This window comes from Micromonospora sp. CPCC 205561, from assembly GCF_036906775.1.
Classification (GTDB): Bacteria; Actinomycetota; Actinomycetes; order Mycobacteriales; family Micromonosporaceae; genus Micromonospora.
In genome coordinates, this window is the sequence record NZ_JBAKHV010000022.1 from 15,278 (window position 1) to 36,339 (window position 21,062).

Here is a 21,062-nt window from a genome sequence, read left to right on the forward strand (position 1 = left end):
GCCGGGCGGGCGGGGGGGCGCCCACGATGCTACGTCCGTCCGCCGGCCGGGGGCGGCGGGACCGGCGGTGGGGGTGACGGCGCGACGCCGAGGGGGCACAGTGAAGCGGTGACGACCGACATCAGCGCCGCCGTGGCCCGCTACGCCGACCGCCTGCACACCGTGACCGGCGCCGGGCACCACGTCGCCTCCCCGCTCGGCGCCTGGCTTCTGCTGGCGCTCGCCGCGCCGGCGGCCACCGGCCCGGCCCGTGCGGCGCTGGAGGAGTCGCTCGGCACCGACGCGGAGGCCGCCGCGCACGCGGCCCGTTCCCTGCTGTCGGCCCCACACCCCCTGGTGCCCTCGGCGACCGCGTTCTGGCAGCGGCCGGGGATCGCGACGGCCGGGCTCGACGGCTGGCGCGCCGGCCTGCCCGAGGCCACCGCGACCGGGCCGCTGCCGGCGCAGGCCGGCCTCGACGCGTGGGCCCGCGAGCACACCCTCGGCCTCATCGAGGCGTTCCCGCTGACGGTCACGCCCCGGGTGCTACTGGTCCTGGCCAGTGCCCTGGCGACCCGGATCTCGTGGGCGCAGCCGTTCGAGGTGGCGCCGGCCGGCGCGCTCGGGCCGGCCAGCGGGTGGGCCGGGCGGCTGGGTCGGGTCCTGCGCAGCCCGGAGCACGGCCACCGCTGCTGGCTCGCCGACACCGCGCGGGCCGGCACCGTGGCCGTGCACGCCGCCACCGCCCGGGCCGAGGGTGCCGCCGGGCTGCTGGTGGTCTCCGTCGCGGCGGCACCCGACGTGGCGGCCGGGGACGTCCTCGCCGCCGCCCACGAGACGGCCGCCGTCGCCGCCGGCACGCCGGAGGACGACCTGCCGCAGGGGCGGCGTTCCCTGTTCGACGTCCCGCTTGGCGACGGCCCGCTCTGGACGCTGCGGGAGGAGCCGACCCGCACCTACGCGCCGGACGGCCGACAGGAGCGGGCCACGGCGGTGCTGCCCTGCTGGTCGGCCCGCAGCCGGCACGAGCTGACCGCGCCCGAATCGGGATTCCCGGCCGTCGCTCGGGTCTTCGGCGAGCTGCTGGACGCCCCCGGGGCGGAGTTCGAGGCGGCGCAGGCGGCGGTGGCCCGCTACGGCCGCTACGGCTTCGAGGCGGCCGCCGTCACCGGCTTCGCCACCCTCGCCAGCCTGCCGCCGGAGGGGGTGGCCCGGGTCGCCGAGCTGCGCTTCGGCCACCCGTACGCCGTCGTGGCGGTCGCCACCGAAGCGCGCACCGGCGGCGCGCCCGGCCCGTGGCACGGCGTGCCGGTCTTCTCCGCCTGGGTCGCGGAGCCGGAGGAGCTGCCGGAGGTCGACGTCGCGGACCGGTACGGCGAGTGACCGCGGGGGCGGGCCGTCAGCGCCCGGCGAGGGCTCCGGGGGCGTGCGGTTCGGCCATCGCGACAGCGATCTTGCGGGGGCCGGTGAACGGCTCCCGGCCGTGCGCGGCGGTCATGTTGTCCACCACCAGCACGTCGTCGCGCTGGTAGTCGAAGCGGACGCTGGCCGCCCGGTAGGCGCCCCGCAGGTGCTCGACGACCTCGGCGGGAATCTCGACGCCGTCGCCGTAGTAGGTGTTCGCGGGCAGCCCGTCGGTGCCGAACATGGCCAGCAGTCCCTCCTGGAGGTCCTTGGCCAGGGTGCTCACGTGGAAGAACGTGGCGTGGTTGAACCAGCGCGGGGTGTCCGAGCCGGGCCGGCGGTGCACGGCGTCGCGCACCGCGCGGGTACGCAGCCCGTCGGAGCCCCGCCACTGCACCTCGATCCGGTTCGCCGCCGCGTACGCCTCGACCTCGGCGCGGTCGTCGGTGCCGAACACGTGCTGCCACGGGGTGCCGAAGTCGGGGTGGAAGTTGCGCACCACCATCCAGCGTCGACGGGCGAACTCCTCGCGTACCGCCGGGTCGATCTCGGCGTACACGCGGCGGACGTCGGCGAGCGGGGTGGCGCCCTGGGTGTGCGGCGGGGTGATGCAGTAGAAGAACAGCGTCAGCGGCCAGCGGGCCTGGTACGAGTTCTCGTTGTGCAGGAAGATCTCCTCGTTCGGCGGGTAGTCGGTCGAGGTGTAGACCCGCCCGGCGATGGCGTGCCGGGGCGACGAACGCTCGGTGTAGACCAGCGGCTCGCCGGAGAGCGCCCGTACCGCCCGGTCGAAGCCCTCGACGCCACCCACGTCGAAGCCGCGGAACAGCAGGGCGCCGTGCTCGACCAGGCGGGCGCGCAGTTCCGCGCGGCGGGCGGCGATCAGCTCGGTCAGCTCGCGGCCGTCGTTCTCGACGACCATCGGCGGGGTGGCGATCCCGTCACTCATGTTCTCTGCTCCTGTCGTCGCCCGCCGTCCCGGCGCGGGGGTCGCGGGGAAGGCGATGGGTGCCGGCCGGCGCGGCCCCGCCGGTGGGGCCAGTCACCCGCGGTGCCGGCGCGCGGACGCGTCGGCGAGGGCGGCGGTCAGGTCGGCCCCGATCGCGGCGAGCAGCTCGGGCAGCCGCTCGTTGAGGAAGAAGTGCCCGCCGTCGAGCTCGTGCAGGGTGAAGCCGGCCGCGGAGTGCTCCCGCCAGCCCTCGCTCTGCTCCCGGGTCACGCTCTGGTCGTCGCGTCCGCTGAACGCCACGATCGGCATCGGCAGCGGCTCGCCGGGGACGTAGCGGTAGCCGTCCACCCGGTCGAAGTCGGCGCGCAGCAGGGGCAGCAGCAACTCGACCAGCTCGGGATAGTCGAGCAGCCCCGCCGGTAGCCCGCCGCCGGCCACCAGCCGGTGCAGCAACTGCTCGTCGTCCATCCGGGACAATCCGTCGAAGTGGCTCGGCCCGCTGAGGTGCGGGGCGCGGGCACCGCCGACGTAGAGGCGCAGCGGCAGCGGGCACCCGGCGCGACGCAGCTCGCGCACCACCTCGAAGCCGACCCGGCCGCCCATCGAGTGGCCGTAGATCGCGTACGGGCCGCGGGCCCGGTCGCCGATGGCGCGGGCGACGTCGGCGACGTCGAACACCGGGTCCTCGCTGATCCGGTTCTCGCGGCCCGGCAACTGCACCGGCAGCACCTCCACGTCCGCCCCGAGCCCCTCCTGCCAGCTGCGGAAGACACTGGCGCCCCCGCCCGCGTAGGGGAGGCAGAACAGCTGGACCGGCGCCGGATGCGGGCCGCCGGCGGAGAGGAACCAGGTCACCGCGCGCCTTTCAGAGAGGGGTCGGTCCAGTGCCGGTGGCGCTGGGCCGGGGGGGGTGGCGCGGCCCGCCAGCACCGGACGGCACCGTGGGGTGCGACGCCTTCCGGTGCTGGCGGCCGGCCGCGATCGGGCCACCCGCGAGTCTCCGCGAGCGGCCTCATGATCTGCCTATAGATTCACGATGAGAGCAGCATAAGGGCCGATGCCCGCGCGCCGAGGTCCCTACCCGCCGCGGTGACCGGGCGGTGCCGCGACGGCCGGTCAGGCCTCGTCCGGCCGGGGGATCGGCTGGGTCATGCCGTCGAAGTCGCGGGGCAGCCGGGCCACCATCTCGCGGAACTCGTCGACGGTGACCGCCGCCCGCAGGGTGGCGAAGACGGCGCCCGTCCCCGTTCGGGCCGTGGCCTCGTCCGTGCCGGCGCGCTCCCCCACCCGGCGCACGAACTCCGCCGGGCCGGACGCCGACGGCGGACCGTCGACGCCGGACCCCGCCAGGTAGCCGTCGAGCTCGCCGGGGAGGGGACCGGCCGCACCGCCGCTCATCCGTTCCACCATGGTCTGGAGCACGGCGCGGGCGATCGTGGCGGCCTGGGCGGCGGGCAGCCCGGAACGGCGCGACACCGCGTCGACGAAGAGGGGGAACCGCACGGCAGCCTCCTGTCGTCACCGGCCCCGCGCATACCCGCCCCCCGTGCCGGCAAACGACCTCCCCCGGCGGGCGGGAAGGCCGCCCGCCGGACCCGCGCCCCGTCGGCGGGCGTCAGCTCGCGCAGCAGCCACCCGCCGAGCCCTCGGCGGGCACGACGTCGAGGCCGACCCGGCCCACCGGGGCGGCGGGCAGGCCGCCGGGGACACCGGTGGCGAGGCCGCGGCCGGCCGGCCCGCTGCCGCAGCAGTCGGCGTCGACGGCGGCGTCGCTGCTGCACACGCCGGTCGCCGGCAGCTCGAGCCGGACGTCGCGGGCGGCGTCCCAGTCCCCGGCGAGGGCGGCCACCACCGAGCGGACCTGCTCGTAGCCGGTGGCCATGAGGAACGTCGGGGCCCGGCCGTAGCTCTTCGCGCCGACGGCGTAGTAGCCGGCCTCGGGATGGGCGAGTTCGTCCACCCCGTGCGGCGGGACGGTGCCGCAGGAGTGTTCGTTGGGGTCGATCAGCGGGGCGAGCGCCCGGGTGGCGCCGAGCACCGGGTCGAGGTCCAGCCGCAGCTCGGCGGCGATGGAGTGGTCGGGGCGGAAGCCGGTGGCGGCCACGATCCGGTCGACCACGACCGACCGCTCGGCGCCGTCCGTGCTCCGCACGACGACAGCGACCCGGCCGTCGGCCGGGGTGAGGGCGTACACCGAGGAGCCCGTGAGCAGTCGGATCCGGCCGGCGTCGACGTGCGCGCGCAGCCGGCGGCCCAGGGCGCCCCGGGCGGGCAGCGCGTCGGCGTCCCCGCCGCCGTAGCTGCGCGCCGGGTTCGTCGAGCGGATCGCCCAGGTCACGGTCGTGCCCGGCGCGGCGGCGGCGAGGTCGGCCAGGAGGAGCAGCGTGTTGGCGGCGGAGTGCCCGGCGCCGACGACCAGCGTGTGCCGCCCGGCGAACCGGTCCCGGTCCGCGCCCAGCACGTCGGGCAGCGCGTGCTCCAGGTGGGCGGCGACCTCGGCCTCCCCACGCGCCGGCAGGCCGGACGCGCCGAGCACGTTCGGCGTACCCCAGGTGCCGGAGGCGTCGACGACGGCCCGGGCGAGGAGTTCCTCGCCGTCGGCGAGCCGGAGCAGGAACGGGGTGCGGTCCCGGCCGGCGGTGCGCAGCCGGTCCAGGCCCGCGCGGCTGACCGCGGTCACCCGGGCGCCGTAGCGTAGGTGGGGCTTGAGCTGCGGCAGGTCGGCGAGGGGCTGGAGATAGTCGGCGGCCAGCTCTCCCCCGGTCGGCAGGGCGTCCGGGTCGGGGGCCACCCAGCCGGCCTGGTCGAGCAGGCGGCGGGCGGCGGCGTCCAGGTTGTAGCGCCACGGCGAGAAGACGCGCACGTGCGACCACTCGCGGACCGCGGCGCCGGCGTCGCCGCCGGCCTCCAGGACGGTGAACGCGAGGCCACGCTCGTGCAGGTGCGCGGCGGCGGCGAGCCCGACCGGCCCGGCGCCGACGACCACCACGGGAAGGTTGTCCATTGCGATCTCCTTGTCTGGATGTTCTTCGAAACAGAGGCCCGGGCGGGGCCGGGACCCCGGCGATCCGCTCAGTCGACGACGCGGCTGCGCCGCTCCAGCAGCACCACGTCACGCCAGCGGCCGTGGTGCCGACCGACCCGCTCCCGCACGCCGACGACCCGGAAGCCGACCCGCTCGTGCACCGCGAGGCTGGCGGCGTTCTCCGGGAAGACGCCGGACTGGATGGTCCAGATGCCGGCGGCCTCGGTGGCGGCGATCAGCGCGCCGAGCAGCAGGCGGGCGACCCCGCGTCCCCGGGCGGCCGGGTCGACGTAGACGGAGTGCTCGACCACGCCGGCGTAGACCGGCCGGGTGGAGACCGGCGAGACGGCGGTCCAGCCGCACACCGTGCCGGCGGCGTCGACGGCCACGAACCGGTGCGCGGGCAGCCTGCCGGCGTCGAACGCGGCCCATCGCGGGGCCACGGTCTCGAAGCTCGCGTCCCCGCCGTCGAGGCCCACCTGGTAGATCCGCAGCACCGCGGCGGCATCACCGGCGCGCATCGGCCGGACGGCGACCTCGGTCATCGGCGTGCTCCGTTCGGGCTCGGCGCCGGGGCGGCGGCCGCACCGGCGGACGGACTGTCTTGACATCCGTCGAAGCGGAGACTTGCACGTTGATTAGATAGATGTCAACCTTGGGCCATGTCGAAGCAAGCGGCACCCCTCGGCCTCGTCGACCTGAGCGCCGACGCCCCGTGCTGTCCGCCGCTGGCCCGGCGGCGCGTACCGGCCGAGACGGCGGCCGCGCTGGCACCGGCGTTCAAGGCCCTCGGCGACCCGGTCCGGCTGCAACTGATGTCGATGATCGCCTCGGCGGACGGCGGCGAGATCTGCGTCTGCGACCTCACGCCGGCCTTCGACCTGACCGGCCCGACGATCTCGCACCACCTCCGTACGCTGCGCGAGGCCGGCCTGGTCGACGCCGAACGCCGGGGCACCTGGGTCTACTACCGGGCCCGGCCCGCCGCCCTGCGTCAGCTGGCCGCCCTGCTGACCGTCGAGCCGACCCGCGGCTAGCCTGCCGCCTCCACGCGCCGACGACCGACCCCCACCTGCGACAGGAGCACCGTGAGTACCAGCACCCGGGCCGAGCCGGCCACGACGGCCGTGGTGGGACGACTGTCCCGCCTCGACCGGTTCCTGCCGGTCTGGATCGGCCTCGCGATGGCCGCCGGCCTCCTGCTCGGGCGGCTGGTGCCCGGCCTGGACACCGCCCTGGACGCGGTGCGGGTCGGCGGCGTCTCGCTGCCGATCGCCCTCGGCCTGCTGGTGATGATGTACCCGGTGCTGGCCAAGGTCCGCTACGACCGCCTGGACGCCGTCACCGGCGACCGACGACTGCTGATCTCCTCCCTGGCGCTGAACTGGCTCGTCGGGCCCGCGCTGATGTTCGCGCTGGCCTGGGCCTTCCTGCCCGACCAGCCGGAGTACCGCACCGGCCTGATCATCGTCGGGCTGGCCCGCTGCATCGCCATGGTGGTCATCTGGAACGACCTGGCCTGCGGCGACCGCGAGGCCGCCGCCGTGCTGGTCGCGATCAACTCGGCGTTCCAGGTGCTCGCCTTCGGTGTGCTCGGCTGGTTCTACCTCGGGGTCCTGCCGGGCTGGCTGGGTCTGGAGGGCGCCGACCTGGCCGTCTCGGGCTGGGACATCTCCCGCAACGTGCTGATCTTCCTCGGCGTCCCGCTGCTCGCCGGCTACCTCACCCGCCGCCTCGGCGAGCGGGCCCGGGGCCGCGACTGGTACGAGCGCCGGTTCCTGCCGAGGATCGGCCCGACGGCGCTCTACGGCCTGCTCTTCACCATCGTCATCCTGTTCGCCCTGCAGGGCGAGGCGATCACCGACCGACCGCTGGACGTGGCCCGGATCGCCCTTCCGCTGCTGGTCTACTTCGCGCTCATGTGGGCGGGGTCGTACGCGCTGGGCCGGGCCGTCGGCCTCGGCTACGCGCGTACCACGACGCTCGCCTTCACCGCCGCCGGCAACAACTTCGAGCTCGCCATCGCCGTCGCGATCGGCACCTTCGGGGTGGCCTCCGGGCAGGCGCTGGCGGGCGTGGTCGGACCGTTGATCGAGGTGCCGGTCCTGGTCGCCCTGGTCCACGTCTCGCTCCGGGCGCGCCGCCGGTTCTTCCCGTCGCCGGCCGAGGGCCGACCGACCACCTCCGTCCCCCGTTGAGAGGGAGCATTCCGTGACCGACCGACCCACCGTCCTCTTCGTCTGCGTGCACAACGCCGGCCGTTCCCAGATGGCCGCCGGCTGGCTGCGCCACCTCGCCGGCGACGCCGTCGAGGTGCGCTCCGCCGGCTCGGCCCCCGCCGCAACCGTCAACCCGGCCGCCGTCGAGGCGATGCGCGAGGTCGGCGTGGACATCACCGACCAGACCCCGAGGCTGCTGGAGTACGCCACCGCGGAGTCCTCCGACGTCATCGTCACGATGGGCTGCGGCGACGCCTGCCCGGTCTTCCCCGGCAGGCGCTACGAGGACTGGAAGCTGGCGGACCCGGCCGGCAGGGACGTCGACGCGGTCCGCCCGATCCGCGACGAGATCCGCCGGCGGGTGGAGCGGTTGCTGCGTGAGCTGATCCCGGCCGGCTGACGCGGGCGCGCCCGCGCAGCGCTCAGCCGGCCGCCCCGGGCGCCTTTCCGGCTGCGCCGGGCGGCTCGTCGGCGAGGACGTCGAGCAGCAGCGCGGCGGTCCAGCTGAACGCCGGCGAGCCGAGCCCGGCCCCGGTGTCGGGATGGAAGTACTCGTGGCAGCCGGAGCGGGCCACCAGCTCGATCATCGAGTCGCGCAGGCCGGCCGCCAGGTCGGGGCGGCCGTGGCGCAGCAGTCCCCGCCGTACCAACCAGTTGATGTTCATCCAGCTCGGCCCGCGCCAGTAGCGCAGCGGCTCGAAGTCCGGCGCGGTGCGGTCGTGGCTGGGCAGCGGTCGCGCCATCCGGGCGGCCAGCCCGAAGCGCGGCGAGCTCGCCTCGGCGACCAGCGCCGACACCTGCCGCGCGGGCAGGTCGGGCAGGACGAGCGGGGTCAGGCCGAGCACCGTGCGGGCCGGCACGAGCCGGTCGGTGCGCAGGTCCCGGGGGTGGAAGGTGCCGGTCACCGGGTCGTACAGCCGGCGCACCAGCGCCTCGGTGATCCGTGCCGCGCGCTCGCGGTGCGGGCCCGGGTCGGCGCCGACCAGCGGCGCGATCCGGGCCAGGGCGTGCTCGGCGGCGCCCGTCGCGGCGTTGAACAGCGGGCACTCCAGCAGGAACGGGTGCCGGTCCGCCAGGGCGCCGTCGCGGTAGCGGTGCTCGCGGTAGGACGCCACGAGCGCGACGTAGCGCGCGTAGTCGAGGTCCGTGGGGCGGTGCGCGGCGTCGGCGTGCGCGGTGTCGTGCCGGCGGTACGCGCGCATGACGGCCGCGTCGGCGGGCACCGCCGCCATCGGCGCGTCCCAGGCGGGGCTGTTGTCCAGCCCGGACTCCCACGGGTGCACGACGCAGGCCAGCCCTCCCCCGCCGACGTCGCGGCGGGTCGCGAGGTAGCGCTGCTGGGCCACCAGCCGGGGATAGAGCCACCGCAGCGCCGCCAGCCCGGCCGGCGACGGGGAGCGCCGGTACGCCAGCCACGCGGCGGGCGCGTGCACCGGCGGCTGGACCAGCCCCGAGGTGGCGGCGGCCGGGGCGCCCTCGGCCGCCGCCGAGTGCCAGAACTCGGGCCCGGGGAAGTAGGAGCCGACGGGCAGCGCCGGGTTGAACACGATGTGCGGCACCCGCCCGGCGGCCCACTGGGCCCGGAACAGGCTGGTCAGCTCCCGCCAGGCGCGGTCCGGGCGAATGTGGGACCAGCCGATGGCGACGAACGCGGAGTCCCAGCTCCACTGGTGGGGGTAGAGGGTGCGCGACGGCACGGTGTGGTCGTGCTCCCAGTTGGCGTGCAGGGTGGCCGCGGCGAGCCGGCGCAGCGCCCCCGCGTCGCGGGCCCCGCCGCCGGCGGTGTCGGTGCGCCGGCCGTCGGCGGTGTGCGTGCTCATGCCGCCGCCTGCCGGGGCAGCGCGTGCCGCAGCACGGTGGCCGCCTGGTGCAGGGCCCGGACGGGATCGCCGCGAAGCCGGCACTCCAGGGCCAGCCAGCCCCGGTAGTCGATCTCCAACAGGGTGCGGACCAGCGCCGGCCAGTCGAGGTGGCCGGCGCCGGGCTGGTGCCGGTTGGAGTCGCTGACCTGCACGTGCCCGAGGTAGGGCGCGGCGGCCCGCAGGGCCCGGTGCACGTCGTCCTCCTCGATGTTCATGTGAAAGGTGTCCGCCACCACCCGCACCGAGGGCAGCCCGACGGCCGCGCAGAGGGCGACCGCGTCGGCGAGCCGGTTGACCATGTGGTCCTCGTACCGGTTGAGCGGTTCCAGGAACAGGGCGACCCCCTCGGCGCGGGCGTGCTCGCCCAGCTCGCCCAGGGCGTCGACGAGCACCTGCCGGTCATCGGCCGGCGGGCGGGGCGGCTCGAACGGCGGCAGCCGCCGGGAGAACATCCCCCAGGCCGCCGGGGTCATCGCGCCGACGCCGCCGAGCTCGGCGATCACCGAGAGCTGCGAGCGCAGGTTCCGTACGGCGTCGCGGGAACGTTCCGGGTCGAAGTCGCCGATGAAGTGGTCCATCTCCACGCAGACGGTGGGCATGGCCACGCCGGCGGCGCGGGCCCGGCGCAGCTCGGGCAGCCGGCGGGCGAGACCGAGGTCGCCCCGGCCGCGCAGCTCGATCGCGTCGTAGCCGAGCGCGGTGGCGAGCGCGTACTTCTGGATCAGGTCGGCGCCGGGCAGGAGTTGCTCCTGACAGGCCAGTGGAATCGTCATGGGAACCTCAGCACCACTTGGAGGACGTCACCGTCACCGCGGTCGAGCAGCGCGAGCGCGTCGGCCACCGCGCTCGCGTCGACGACGTGGCTCACCAGCGGCAGCGGGTCGACGCTGCCCTCCGCCACCAGGTCCATGAAGGTGTGTGCGACGCGGGCCCCGGTCCACCGGCCGGCCATGCCGGGTGCCGGGGTCGGCCCGGAGACCTGGGCCGCCACCAGCTGGATCCGGTTGTGGTGGAACTCCTCCCCCAGGCCGAGCCCGTCGGCCTGCCCCTGGTAGAAGCCGGCGGCCACGACGCGGCCGGCGTGGGCGGTGGCACGGATCGCCTCGTGCAGCGCCGGGTACGCCCCCGAGAGCTCCAGGCAGACGTCGGCGCCCCGGCCGCCGGTGGCCGTGCGCAGGACGGCCGCGGCGGACTCGCGCTCCGCGTCGACGACGACCCGGGCACCGAGGCGACCCGCGTGCGCCAGCCGGGCGGGCACCCGGTCGACGGCGACCACCCGCGCGCCGGAGAGGACGGCGAGCCGGGTGGCGAGCAGCCCGATGACGCCCTGGCCGAAGACCGCCACCCAGTCGCCCAGGTGCAGGTCGCCGGCGAGTACGGCGGTGAGGGCGATCGCCCCGGGCCGGGCGAAGACCGCCGCCAGGGGGTCCAGCCCGGCGGGCAGCGGATGCACCGCGTCGGCGGGCACGACCGCCTCGGCGCGGTGGCCCCAGATGCCCCAGACGAGCTGCCCCGCGAGCCGGTCGGCCACGTCGGGCGCGACCTCGACGATCTCGCCGACCTCCTCGTAGCCGAAGCCCACCAGCGGGTACGGCACGGCGGCCTGCCGGGGCACGAACATCCGGCTGGTGTCGTCCCAGTCCTTGCTCAGCCGGGGGTTGCTGCCGCGGTAGAGGGTGAGCTCCGTGCCGGCCGAGATGCCGGAGTAGCGGGTGCGGACCCGGACGCGGCCCGGGCCGAGCGGATCCGCGGGGCAGGGCTCCAGGCTGATCCGTCGGGGCCCGGCGAGAGAGACAACCCAGTTGACCATGCGTCACATCCCGGTAGCACTGGGCTCCAGTGTAGGCAGAAAATCGGTATATGTCTTGTAATTGATCAATCGGGGGCGTTGAATCCTATCTACACCCTTCGAGAGGAGTGCCATCGATGTCAGCACCTCCGATGCGGATCCTCGCCGCCGCCCTGATCATGGCAGTAACCGGGTCCGCCCTGCTGGCCTGCGGGGGCGAGGAATCCGGCAGCGACAGCAACAAGATCACCGTATGGAGCCTGGAGGACGTGGCCGACCGGGTCACCGCCACCAAGGCCATCGTCGCGGAGTTCACCGCCAGCACCGGCATCGCCGTCGACCTGGTCACCGTCAACGAGGACCAGTTCCCCTCCCTGATCGCCTCCAGCGCCGCCGCCGGCGAACTGCCCGACGTGGTGGGTTCGGTGTCGCTCGCCGGCGTCCGAACCCTCGCCGGCAACGAACTGCTGCACCCCTCGGCGAACGCGGAGGTCGTCGAGAAGCTCGGCCGGCAGACGTTCTCGCCGCGCGCCCTGGAGCTGACCGAGGACGACGGCAAGCGGCTCGCGGTGCCCAGCGACGGCTGGGGCCAGCTGCTGGTCTACCGCAAGGACCTGTTCGCCGCCGCTGGGCTGCCCGCCCCCGACACGTACGAGAAGATCACCGCCGCCGCGGCGAAGCTCAACACCGGCGGCGTCGCGGGCATCACCGCCGCCACCGCGCCCGGCGACGTGTTCACCCAGCAGACCTTCGAGCACCTGGCCCTGGCCAACGGCTGCCAGCTGACCGACGACTCCGGCGCCGTGACGCTGGACTCCCCGCAGTGCGTCGAGGCGTTCCGGTTCTACGGCGACCTGATGCGCACCAGCTCGGTGCGGGGCGCGCAGGACGTGGACACCACCCGGGCCACCTACTTCGCCGGCAAGGCCGCCATGCTGGTCTGGTCGCCGTTCATCCTCGACGAGCTGGCCGGTCTGCGCAACGACGCCAAGCCGACCTGCCCGCAGTGCCAGGGCGACCCGACGTTCCTCGCGAAGAACAGCGGCTTCGTCACCGCGGTCAAGGGGCCCAACGGCACCGAGCCGGCCCAGTACGGCGAGATCAGCTCCTGGGCGGTGCTCGACGGCGCCGCCGCCGACCCGGCGAAGTCCTTCGTGGAGCACATGCTCGGCGACGCCTACCCGCGCTGGTTCGGCATGTCCCCCGAGGGGCGCTTCCCCGTCCGCAAGGGCACCGCGCAGGAACCGGAGAAGTTCCTCACCGCCTGGAACACCAGCCAGGCCGGGGTCGACGCCAAGAAGCCGCTCGCCGAGGTCTACGGCGACGAGGTCCTCGCCGCCCTGCGTCGCAGCCCCGACACCTTCCAGCGTTGGGGCCTGACCCAGGGCCAGGGCAAGCTGGTCGGCGCGATCCTCGGCGAACTGCCGGTGCCCAAGGCCCTCAACGACGTCGTCGCGGGCAAGTCCGACGCCGCCGCGGCGGCCGGGCGGGCGAAGAAGGACGTGGAGGCCATCAAGGCGGGCGTCAATTGACCACCGCCCCACCGGGCACCGGCCGCTCCCCCGCCCGGGAGCGGCCGGCCCCGGCCCGCCGGCGCAGGCCCCTGACCCTGCGCCGCCGCGAGTCCCGGGCCGGGCTCGCGCTGGTCGCCCCCACCCTGCTCGTCGTGGTCGCCGTGATCGGCATACCGGTGATCTGGACCGTCGTGCTGGCCTTCCAGCGGGTACGCCTGGCCACGCTGCGCCGCACCGGGCTCTTCGGCGAGTTCACCACGGACAACATCGAGCGGGTGCTCAACACCCCCGGCTTCGCCGAGACGCTCTGGACCACGCTGGTCTACAGCGTCGCGAGCACCGCCGGCTCCATCGTGCTCGGCCTGGTGGCGGCGCTGGTCGTACGCCGGCCGTTCCGGGGCCGCACCCTGGTGCGCGCCTCGATGCTGCTGCCGTACGTGGCGCCGGTGGTCGCGGTCACCTTCGTCTGGCAGGTGATGCTCGACCCGCAGCTCGGCATCGTCAACGACTGGGGGCGGCGTCTGCTCGGCTGGGACACCCCGGTGCCGTTCCTGTCCCAGGATTCGACGGCACTGGCCACGGTCGTCGCGTTCGAGGCGTGGCGCTACTTCCCCTTCGCCTTCCTGTTCCTGCTCGCCCGGCTCCAGGCGGTCCCCGGCGAGCTCGAGGAGGCCGCCCGGGTCGACGGGGCCACCCCCTCCCAGCGGTTCCGGCACATCCTGCTGCCGCAGCTGCTGCCGGTCATCGGCCTGCTGGGCGTGCTGCGGTTCATCATGACGTTCAACAAGTTCGACGACGTCTACCTGCTCACCGGCGGGGCCGCCGGCACCGAGGTGGTCAGCATCCGGGTCTACGAGTTCCTCACCGCCCGTACCGACATCGGCGCGGCGGCGGCGCAGGCGGTCGTGCTCGCCGTGGTGCTCATCGGGTTCGTGCTGATCTACCTGCGCTTCTTCGGACGGAGGGACGGCTGATGGACCGCGACCGGATAGAGACGGTGGGCCTGCGCTGGCTGCGCCGGCTGGTGATCGCCGCGTTCCTGCTGGTCACCGTCTTTCCCTTCTACTACATGCTGGTGCTCTCGGTGCGCCCCATCGAGCGGCTGCTGCTCGACCCCGGGGCGCTGGTGGTGGGTCTCGGGGAACTGACCTTCGACACGTACGCCGAGGTGGTCCGATCCGTCGACGACGGCGGCCAGGGCTTCCTCACCTTCATGCGCAACAGCGGCCTGGTGGCTGTCGCGGCGACGCTGCTGACGCTGGTCGTGGCGATCCCCGGCGCGTACGCGGTCGCCCGACTGCGGTTCTTCGGCCGGCGGCAGGTCGACTTCCTCTTCCTGGCGGTCTACCTCTTCCCGTCGATCGTCATCGCGATCCCGCTCTTCGTGGTCTTCAGCCGGGCCGGGCTGCGCGGCTCGCTGTTCGGCCTGGTGCTGGTCTACATCTCACAGACCCTGCCGGTCTCGGTCTACATGCTGCGCAACTACTTCGAGACCATCCCGGTCAGCCTGGAGGAGTCGGCCGCCATCGACGGGGCCGGTCGGCTCGGCATCATCCGCCGGGTCAGCCTCCCCCTCGCGGCGCCGTCCATCATGGCCGTCGCCCTGTACGACTTCATGATCGCCTGGAACGAGTTCCTCTTCGCCCTGCTCTTCCTGGTCGACAAGCCGCACCGGTGGACGGTGTCGCTGGGGCTGGCGCAGCTCGCGGACGGGGTCGAGGTGCCCAAGACGGTGCTGATGGCCGGCTCGGTGATCCTCACCCTGCCCATCGTGATCCTCTTCTTCGCCAGCGAGCGCCTCCTCACCGAAGGGCTCACCAGCGGCGCGGAGAAGGGCTGAGAGGTGCGGGGGAGGCCGGCGCCCGGCCTCCCCCGCACCCACCTCGGTGCCGCCCGCCGGTCGGCCCGTCCCCGGCGGTACGCCCCTGCGCCGCGCGGGCGTCCGGATCGGGCTACGGTGGCGGGATGGGAAACCCGACCCGCTGGGAGACCGAGACCGGTCCGGAGCACTCGCAGTGGTACATCGACCGGTTCCGCCGGCTGGCCGCCGAGGGGGCCGACCTGGCCGGCGAGGCGCGACTGGTGGACGCCCTGGTCGCGCCCGGTTCCCGGATCCTCGACGCCGGCTGCGGCACCGGCCGGGTGGGCGCGGCGCTGGCCGCCCGGGGCCACAGCGTCGTCGGGGTGGATGCCGACCCGGCGCTGGTCGAGGCCGCCCGCGCCGATCACCCGGGCCCGCGCTGGCTGGTCGCCGACCTGGCCGAGCTGGACCTGGCCGCGGCCGGCGAGGCGGAGCCGTTCGACGCGGCGGTCGTGGCCGGCAACGTGCTGGCCTTCGTCGCCCCCGGCACCGAGCGGGAGGTGCTGCGCCGCGTCGCCGCCCACCTGAGTCCCGACGGCGTGCTGGCCGTCGGCTTCGGCACCGACCGGGGCTACCCGCTGGCCGGCTTCGACGCCGACGCGGTCGCCGCCGGCCTGCGGCTGGAGCACCGCTTCGCCACCTGGGACCTGCGCCCGTGGCGCGACGACGCGGAGTTCGCCGTCACGGTGCTGCGCCGCCCCGCCGCCTGAGCGACGCCGCGCGACCGGCCGCGCCGGCTCAGGCGGGCACGACGACCCGCGCGGCGGCCGGGTCGAGCGTGGCGCCGGCGGGCACCAGGGCGACCAGTCCCGCCGGCAGCCGCACCGGCCGGACGTCGCGGTAGCCGAGCATCCCGAGCACCTCTCCCCCGGCCAGGACGTACCGCCTGCCCAGGTCGGTGACCACGGAGACCGCGCCACCGGAGGCACCCGGCGCGGCGACCGCCTCGACCACCGCGCCGCGGCCCGGCTGCACCACGACGTGGTCGGCGCGGACCGCGCCGCCGGCGGCCGGGGCGGTACGCGGCGCCGCGGCCAGGTCGGGCAGCCGGGCACCGAGCCGGACCTCGGCGACGCCGCCGTCGTCCCCCACCCGGACGCAGAGCGCCGACCCGTCGCCGGTGGCCAGCCGGGGCGGCGCGGCCGGTGGGGCGCTCGGCCCGGCCGGGGTGAGGTCGGGCAGCTTGGGCAGCGCGGCGAACCGCCCGAGCGTCATCGGCGCCGGCTCGCCCTGGCCGGTGCGGGCCAGCAGCAGACCGGCCTGCAACTCGGTGATGCCGGCCAGTCCCTCGCGCAGCGCGACGGCGTACTGCCGGCCCCCGCCGGAGTTGCGCACCAGGTAGACGTCGCCGATCCGCGCCCCGGCCACCCGCGCGGAGCGCTCCCCCTCGCCGGGCAGGGCCAGCGGGGCGAGATCGACGCCGACGGGCAGGCTGTTGAGCAGGGCCGGGGCCGCCGGCACCGCCCGGGCCCGGGTCGCCGCCAGGGCGGCCAGCACCCGGTTCGGGTCGCGTACCGGGTAGCGCCGCTGGTGCCAGACCAGGTGCAGCCCGCCGTCGGGATGGCGCAGCAGCAGCGCGTCCTCACCCAGGGCCCGCCCGCCGTCGGGCGCCACCCCGACCAGCAGCGCCGAGCGGGGCGCCGGCCGGTCCGCGTCGGTGGCGGCCACGGAGCAGACCGTCCACGGCGCGGTGGAGAGCCGGCCCCTGGCGGGCAGCGAGTCGGGGGCGTCGGCGATGCCCAGCGGCAGGCCGCGTGGCACCCCGTCGATCGAGCGGCGGGAGACCAGCACGGTCTTGGGCCGCTCCGCTCCGATGATCAGCAGGGCCGACGCGTAGTTGAGCACCGGGTGCAGCTTCTGCTCCCGGTAGACGAACCGGGCGCCCGACTCCTTCTCGACGATCACCGCCCCCGGGTCGCGCCACGTCTTGCCGCCGCCGGCGAGGAGCCCGTAGAGGGCGAAGCCGCCCACCCCGATGGCCGCGACCAGGACGCTGGCCAGAGCCGCCCCCGCCAGCCGCCGAAACGGCGACAGCGCCGGGTCGGTCTCCCGCATGACCAGGGCGGCGACGGCCCGCTGGACGGTGAACTGGTACGAGTGCAGCTGGTCCTGCCGCGACGGCATGAGGTCCCTTCCGGTGTGGCGGTCGGGGCACAGGATAAGCGTTCCGTCGATGCCCCGAGGACCCTGCGTCGCTTCAGGGGCGCAGGATCAGCCGGATCGGGCTGCCCCTGCCTGGTGTGCACCCGCCGCACCGTCTCCTCCGCCCCGGCCGGCGGCAGCACGTCGCTGACCGACCCGCTCAGGTCCAGCCGCCGCTGCCGGGCGAGGGACACCAGTTGCTCCACGTGCTCGGCCTCGGAGCCGTAGTGGCCGAGCACCGCCTGCAACAGCACCCGCTGGCCGGGCTGCCAGCTCTCGACGTCGTCGCCGAGGGCGTCGACGACGCCGGCCACCTCGTGCCCCAGCGTCACCACGTCCCCCGGCAGGTACAGCGGCGTGAGGGTGCCGTCGATCAGGTGCACGTCGGAGAGGCGGACCCCCGCCGCCTCGACCCTGATCCGCACCCGCCCGCTGCGTGGCTCGGGCACCGGCACCGACTCCATCCGCAGCACCCGCTCCGCCAGGTGCAGCCGTCCGGCCAGCATGTCCGCCGCTGTGCGTCCTCCCTGCCCGGCCCCCGGTCGACGGCCCTGGACGGGCTCGCATACCCGGCCACGGCGCAGCGATGAGCGCGCAGGTGGCCGAGGCGCGGGACCCCGGACGCCGGGCCCTCAGCCGCTTTCGAGCAGCACGCCGAGTTCGGCCAACGCCTTCAGGTTGAGCCCGCACGGCTCGGTCGCGACGTTCCAAGCCACCGGCCGCAGCATGCCGCCCGTCCGCTTCCCCAACGACCTGCGCCGACCTACCCGCAGGACGCGGCCGTCGCCCAGTACGTAGGCGGTGTCCGTCGTCCCGCCCCGCCAGCCGAAGCGGGGATCCTCCCGGGCGGGCTCCCGATACGTCGCGCCGTTGGCCAGCACCCACGCGGGCATCCGGCGGGTGGTGACCGCGATCCGCCCGCGAAGCGGCGAGAAGCCCATCCGGCCGAGTTCCAGCGTCCCGGTCGGTCCGGCACCGGCAGCGGCCATCCGCCGCGCGAACCAGCGGCCGACCAACGCGGAGTCCCACGGCACCGGATCGGGGCCGCGGAACGACCGCAGGGTCGCCACCGGATCCCGGTACTCGTCGGGCGTGCCGGTCACGAGCTCGGGGCAGGCCCGGTGCAGGTCCGAGTACCGCTGACGCCAGCGTCGCGTGACCGCGTCGTCCGGCGGGCCCACCGGCGCGGGCTCCGGGGCGGCACGGCCGGATGGCCGGTAGACGACCCGGGCCGCGCGCAACAACCGCTCCACCGGATCCGCGATCGTCGACAGCCCGGCGAGCTGCCCGTGCTGCGCCGCGCCGGCCGCCTCCAGCGCCGCGTCCGTGCAGGTGACGCACTGGCGGGGCGCCCTCGTCGCCGAGCACCGCGCACACACGGCCCGCCCGCACGGCCCGCACCACCCGACGACGGCGCCACCGCAGTCGCACGCCGGCGGCGCGCCGCCCGCCGGTGCCTCGCGGTAGGTCGTGTCGCACCGCGTCGGCTGACTGATCATGGCAACGCCCGTCGCGGTCACCGTCGGCACCTCACGCATCACCGTGCCGTGGCATCGGTAGTTACCGGGCGAGATCTCGGTGCGCTGACCGCTGGTCCCGCAGAGAGGGCATGCCACGGATCCAGGCAATCAGAACGCAGGCCATCCGTGATCCCCCGGACGGGCCGCTTCGTGCCGCCGGACCGCTGGGAAAGTCAGTCCCGCGCCGCCGTGCGCCGCAAGACGCCGGCCCGCCGCCAGATCCGGTCGTTCCGGGCCACGTCCGGGAGCGCCGGCCCGGCGGCGGGGCGGCCGCCGGGTAGCATCCGGGCCTGTGAGCCTGCGATTCGAGGAACTGGCCTGGCGGGAGACCCCGATCGGCCTCATCAGCCTGCGCCGGCGCCGCGACCCGTCGCTCGGCGTCGAGGTGTACGAGGTCAAGCTCGACGACGAGTACCTGATGTCCAGCCTCTTCCCCGTCGCGGAGATCGAGCTGGCCCGGCTGGGGCTCGCGCCGCTGACCGGTACCGGGCTCGACGTGGTCGTCGGCGGGCTCGGCCTCGGCTACACCGCGCGCACCGCGCTGGAGGACGACCGGGTGGGCTCGCTGCTGGTGGTGGAGGCCGTCGAGGACGTCATCGACTGGCACCGGCGGGAACTGCTGCCCTTCGCCGCCGGGCTGGCGGCCGACCCGCGGACCCGGTTCGTACGGGCGGACTTCTTCGCCGCCGTCGCCGACGGCAGCGGGTTCGACCCGCAGGCGCCGGAGCGCCGGTTCCACGCCGTGCTGCTCGACGTGGACCACTCGCCGCGCAACGTGCTGCATCCCGGCCATGCCGCCTTCTACACCCCCGACGGGCTGCGCCGGCTCGCCACCCACCTGCACCCGGAGGGGGTGTTCGCCCTCTGGTCGGACGACCCGCCCGACCCCGACTTCGAGGCGGTCCTCGCCACCGTGTTCCGTGCCGCGCGGGCCCACGTCGTGCCGTTCGCCAACCCGCTGACCGGCGGCGAGTCGGCCAACACCGTCTACGTCGCCCGGCGCTGACCGGCTCCGCGCGGGCTGCCCCGGCGGCACCGTGGCACTGGTCGCGGTCGTCGTCGCGGCGCCGGGGTCAACGGGCGGCAGGCGGTGCACCGTCACGCCGGTCGGCGGTGACGTCGAGCGCCGCGGCCAGCTCCTCGTCGTAGCTGGCGATCGCCCGCCCGTCGGCGGCGTAGGCGACCAGCCGGCCGTGGGCCATGGTCGCCGCGCGGAACGAGAACGTCCGCGGCCCCGGGTGGGGCGCCAACAGCGGGATGACCCGGGGCGCCCCGCCGGGAGCGGAGTGGTATTCCAGCCGGGCGACGGCGGGTGACACCACCCCGTTGACCCGCACCTTGGTCTTCTCCCTGCGGGTGCCGAAGGTCACCGGCGCGTCGGTGCCGTACGCGGCGCACTCGGCGGCGCCCCGGCAGACGAAGAAGTAGCGCGGGTTGGCCACGTCGGAGAGCGCGTACGCCTTGAAGGTGGGATCGGCGCCGGCCGGCAGCGGCTGCACGGCGAAGAACGCGACGGCCAGCGCGGCGGTCGTGCCCACCCGCAGCCGACCGCGGGCCGCCGGGACGCGCCGCTGCGCGCCGGTCACGGCGAGTGCCGCCCCGCCGAACCCGGCGAGGCAGAGCACGCCGACGCCAAGCGCCCGGGCGTTCTCGAAGAGGAACTGCACCCCGGGGCTGGTCGAGATCGGCCGCAGCGCCACCCCCAGCGAAACCGCCATGGTCACCAGCAGGGCCGCGCCCGCGACCCGCCGGGCGACGCCGTCGGCCCCGATCAGCAGCATCGCCGCCAGCACCGGCCAGATCTGGTGGTGCGTCCAGGACACCGGGGACGCGGCGACGGTGGCGCACCCGACCAGGACGGCGGCGTGGCCGGGCCGCCCGTGCGCCGCCAGGTGCCGGGCCCGCAGCAGGGCCACCGCGCAGACGACGGCCACCAGGCCCGCCCACAGCGGCGGCAACGACGCCTGGTCGAGGCCGAGCCGCAGCAGCATGCCGTGCACCGACTGGTTGCCCAGCGACGCGAGGTCGCCGATGCGGGAGGTCCTGCGCACCGCCTCGGTCCAGTACGTCCAGCTCTCCGCCGGGAGGACCACCGCGCCGAGCGCGGCGCAGGCCAGGAACGTGAGCGCGGCCCGCCCGGCGTCCCGGTAGCGACCCGTGGCGAGGAAGTAGACGACGAAGAGCAGCGGGGTCAGTTTGATCGCGGCGGCCACCCCGACGAGCACCCCGCGCAGCCGGGGCGGTGGGACGCCCATGCCGTCCAGCAGCGCGAGCAGCACGATGAAGACGCTGACCTGACCGAAGCGCAGGTTGCTCTGCACCGGCGCGGAGAGCATCAGGGCACAGGCCACGGCCGGCACGACCAGGTGTCGCCGGGGCCCGCCGGCCAGCACGCGGCCCACCGGCACCGCGATGGCGACCACCGCGAGGCAGGTCAGCACCAGCCAGGCTCCCTGGACCACCCCCTCGGCGACGGCCGCGACCGGCCAGAGCACGAGCGCCGCGAAGGGCGGGTAGGTGAAGGGACCGCCGTTCGCGGCGACGAACTCGTAGAGCGGGTGGCCGGCGTGCAGGTGCAGCAGCGCGCCGCGGTAGATGTGCAGGTCGGAGAGGCGGTCCGGGCGGAGCGTGACGAGCGCCGACGACCCGGCGGCGAGCAGGACGAACGCGGACCACAGCGCCACGACCCGTCGATCCCGCACCGTCGGAGTCTACGGCGGTCGGCGGCCGGGCGGGGGGAACCCGCCGGTACCTACGCGACCGTAGGTACGGTGGGACGGCAAGGACGGCGCGCCCAC

Annotated in this window: 20 protein-coding genes and 1 pseudogene; 9 read left to right on the forward strand and 12 right to left on the reverse strand. The window is 75.4% G+C overall.

Annotated features, from left to right (window positions below):
* Positions 1 to 108: 108 nt before the first annotated feature.
* Complete coding sequence (locus V6V16_RS13990; RefSeq protein ID WP_334562447.1) at positions 109 to 1,362, forward strand: hypothetical protein; 1,254 nt, start codon at positions 109 to 111, stop codon at positions 1,360 to 1,362.
* Between the two features lie 16 nt (positions 1,363 to 1,378).
* Here V6V16_RS13990 and V6V16_RS13995 read toward each other — a convergent pair whose 3' ends face one another.
* The 5 genes from V6V16_RS13995 to V6V16_RS14015 form a co-directional block, all read right to left on the reverse strand.
* Complete coding sequence (locus tag V6V16_RS13995) at positions 1,379 to 2,332, reverse strand: TauD/TfdA family dioxygenase (protein ID WP_442934083.1); 954 nt, start codon at positions 2,330 to 2,332, stop codon at positions 1,379 to 1,381.
* 93 nt (positions 2,333 to 2,425) lie between these two features.
* Entirely contained in the window at positions 2,426 to 3,187 is a 762-nt protein-coding gene (locus V6V16_RS14000; RefSeq protein ID WP_334562448.1) for a thioesterase II family protein, read from the reverse strand.
* 261 nt (positions 3,188 to 3,448) lie between these two features.
* Entirely contained in the window at positions 3,449 to 3,835 is a 387-nt protein-coding gene (locus V6V16_RS14005) for a DUF2267 domain-containing protein (RefSeq protein ID WP_334562449.1), read from the reverse strand.
* Positions 3,836 to 3,947: 112 nt separating this feature from the next.
* Positions 3,948 to 5,336: an NAD(P)-binding domain-containing protein gene (locus V6V16_RS14010; protein WP_334562450.1), complete on the reverse strand. Its 1,389-nt coding sequence runs from the start codon at positions 5,334 to 5,336 to the stop codon at positions 3,948 to 3,950.
* A gap of 68 nt (positions 5,337 to 5,404) precedes the next feature.
* Positions 5,405 to 5,902 (reverse strand): GNAT family N-acetyltransferase, encoded by a 498-nt coding sequence (locus V6V16_RS14015; RefSeq protein WP_334562451.1) that lies wholly within the window; start codon positions 5,900 to 5,902, stop codon positions 5,405 to 5,407.
* A 117-nt stretch (positions 5,903 to 6,019) separates the two neighbouring features.
* Between V6V16_RS14015 and V6V16_RS14020 the strand changes: the two genes are divergently transcribed.
* From V6V16_RS14020 to V6V16_RS14030, 3 genes are read left to right on the forward strand one after another with little or no spacing between them, the layout of a single operon-like run.
* The gene (locus V6V16_RS14020; RefSeq protein WP_334562452.1) at positions 6,020 to 6,394 is read left to right on the forward strand and encodes an ArsR/SmtB family transcription factor; all 375 of its coding nucleotides are present in this window, start codon (positions 6,020 to 6,022) and stop codon (positions 6,392 to 6,394) included.
* Positions 6,395 to 6,445: 51 nt separating this feature from the next.
* Positions 6,446 to 7,555 carry an ACR3 family arsenite efflux transporter gene (gene arsB / locus V6V16_RS14025; RefSeq protein WP_334562453.1) on the forward strand — a complete coding sequence of 370 codons (1,110 nt, stop codon included), beginning with the start codon at positions 6,446 to 6,448 and terminating at the stop codon, positions 7,553 to 7,555.
* Positions 7,556 to 7,568: 13 nt separating this feature from the next.
* Positions 7,569 to 7,976 carry an arsenate reductase ArsC gene (locus tag V6V16_RS14030; RefSeq protein ID WP_334562454.1) on the forward strand — a complete coding sequence of 136 codons (408 nt, stop codon included), beginning with the start codon at positions 7,569 to 7,571 and terminating at the stop codon, positions 7,974 to 7,976.
* 22 nt (positions 7,977 to 7,998) lie between these two features.
* On the opposite strand, the gene V6V16_RS14035 is transcribed toward V6V16_RS14030, so the two are convergent.
* Genes V6V16_RS14035 through V6V16_RS14045 form a run of 3 tightly spaced genes read right to left on the reverse strand, consistent with a single transcriptional unit; the run spans position 7,999 to position 11,248 of the window.
* Complete coding sequence (locus V6V16_RS14035) at positions 7,999 to 9,396, reverse strand: MGH1-like glycoside hydrolase domain-containing protein (protein ID WP_334562455.1); 1,398 nt, start codon at positions 9,394 to 9,396, stop codon at positions 7,999 to 8,001.
* On the reverse strand, positions 9,393 to 10,211 hold the full coding sequence (locus V6V16_RS14040; protein WP_334562456.1) for a sugar phosphate isomerase/epimerase family protein: 819 nt from the start codon (positions 10,209 to 10,211) through the stop codon (positions 9,393 to 9,395). The genes V6V16_RS14035 and V6V16_RS14040 overlap by 4 nt, the downstream gene beginning before the upstream one ends.
* The gene (locus V6V16_RS14045) at positions 10,208 to 11,248 is read right to left on the reverse strand and encodes a zinc-binding dehydrogenase (protein ID WP_334562457.1); all 1,041 of its coding nucleotides are present in this window, start codon (positions 11,246 to 11,248) and stop codon (positions 10,208 to 10,210) included. The genes V6V16_RS14040 and V6V16_RS14045 overlap by 4 nt, the downstream gene beginning before the upstream one ends.
* Before the next feature lie 116 nt (positions 11,249 to 11,364).
* Between V6V16_RS14045 and V6V16_RS14050 the strand changes: the two genes are divergently transcribed.
* The 4 genes from V6V16_RS14050 (at position 11,365) to V6V16_RS14065 (ending at position 15,312) form a co-directional block, all read left to right on the forward strand.
* Positions 11,365 to 12,759 carry an ABC transporter substrate-binding protein gene (locus tag V6V16_RS14050; protein ID WP_334562458.1) on the forward strand — a complete coding sequence of 465 codons (1,395 nt, stop codon included), beginning with the start codon at positions 11,365 to 11,367 and terminating at the stop codon, positions 12,757 to 12,759.
* A complete protein-coding gene (locus tag V6V16_RS14055) occupies positions 12,756 to 13,715 on the forward strand; it encodes a carbohydrate ABC transporter permease (RefSeq protein WP_334562459.1) in 960 nt (319 codons plus the stop codon). Before V6V16_RS14050 ends, V6V16_RS14055 begins: the two co-directional genes overlap by 4 nt.
* Entirely contained in the window at positions 13,715 to 14,581 is an 867-nt protein-coding gene (locus tag V6V16_RS14060; RefSeq protein ID WP_334562460.1) for a carbohydrate ABC transporter permease, read from the forward strand. Before V6V16_RS14055 ends, V6V16_RS14060 begins: the two co-directional genes overlap by 1 nt.
* Positions 14,582 to 14,706: 125 nt before the next feature.
* Positions 14,707 to 15,312, forward strand: coding sequence for a class I SAM-dependent methyltransferase (locus tag V6V16_RS14065; protein ID WP_334562461.1), 606 nt, complete (start codon positions 14,707 to 14,709; stop codon positions 15,310 to 15,312).
* A gap of 28 nt (positions 15,313 to 15,340) precedes the next feature.
* Here the strand turns inward: V6V16_RS14065 and eccB are convergent, their stop codons facing one another.
* The 3 genes and pseudogenes from eccB to V6V16_RS14080 form a co-directional block, all read right to left on the reverse strand.
* On the reverse strand, positions 15,341 to 16,726 hold the full coding sequence (gene eccB, locus V6V16_RS14070; protein WP_334562462.1) for a type VII secretion protein EccB: 1,386 nt from the start codon (positions 16,724 to 16,726) through the stop codon (positions 15,341 to 15,343).
* A 263-nt stretch (positions 16,727 to 16,989) separates the two neighbouring features.
* Positions 16,990 to 17,250 (reverse strand): annotated as a pseudogene (locus V6V16_RS14075) (alcohol dehydrogenase catalytic domain-containing protein); the annotation flags it as partial.
* A 126-nt stretch (positions 17,251 to 17,376) separates the two neighbouring features.
* On the reverse strand, positions 17,377 to 18,264 hold the full coding sequence (locus V6V16_RS14080) for a hypothetical protein (protein ID WP_334562463.1): 888 nt from the start codon (positions 18,262 to 18,264) through the stop codon (positions 17,377 to 17,379).
* Between the two features lie 292 nt (positions 18,265 to 18,556).
* Here V6V16_RS14080 and V6V16_RS14085 point away from each other — a divergent pair, with 292 nt between their 5' ends.
* Complete coding sequence (locus V6V16_RS14085; RefSeq protein ID WP_334562464.1) at positions 18,557 to 19,270, forward strand: spermidine synthase; 714 nt, start codon at positions 18,557 to 18,559, stop codon at positions 19,268 to 19,270.
* A 67-nt stretch (positions 19,271 to 19,337) separates the two neighbouring features.
* Here the strand turns inward: V6V16_RS14085 and V6V16_RS14090 are convergent, their stop codons facing one another.
* Positions 19,338 to 20,966 carry a glycosyltransferase 87 family protein gene (locus V6V16_RS14090; protein ID WP_334562465.1) on the reverse strand — a complete coding sequence of 543 codons (1,629 nt, stop codon included), beginning with the start codon at positions 20,964 to 20,966 and terminating at the stop codon, positions 19,338 to 19,340.
* Positions 20,967 to 21,062: the final 96 nt, after the last annotated feature.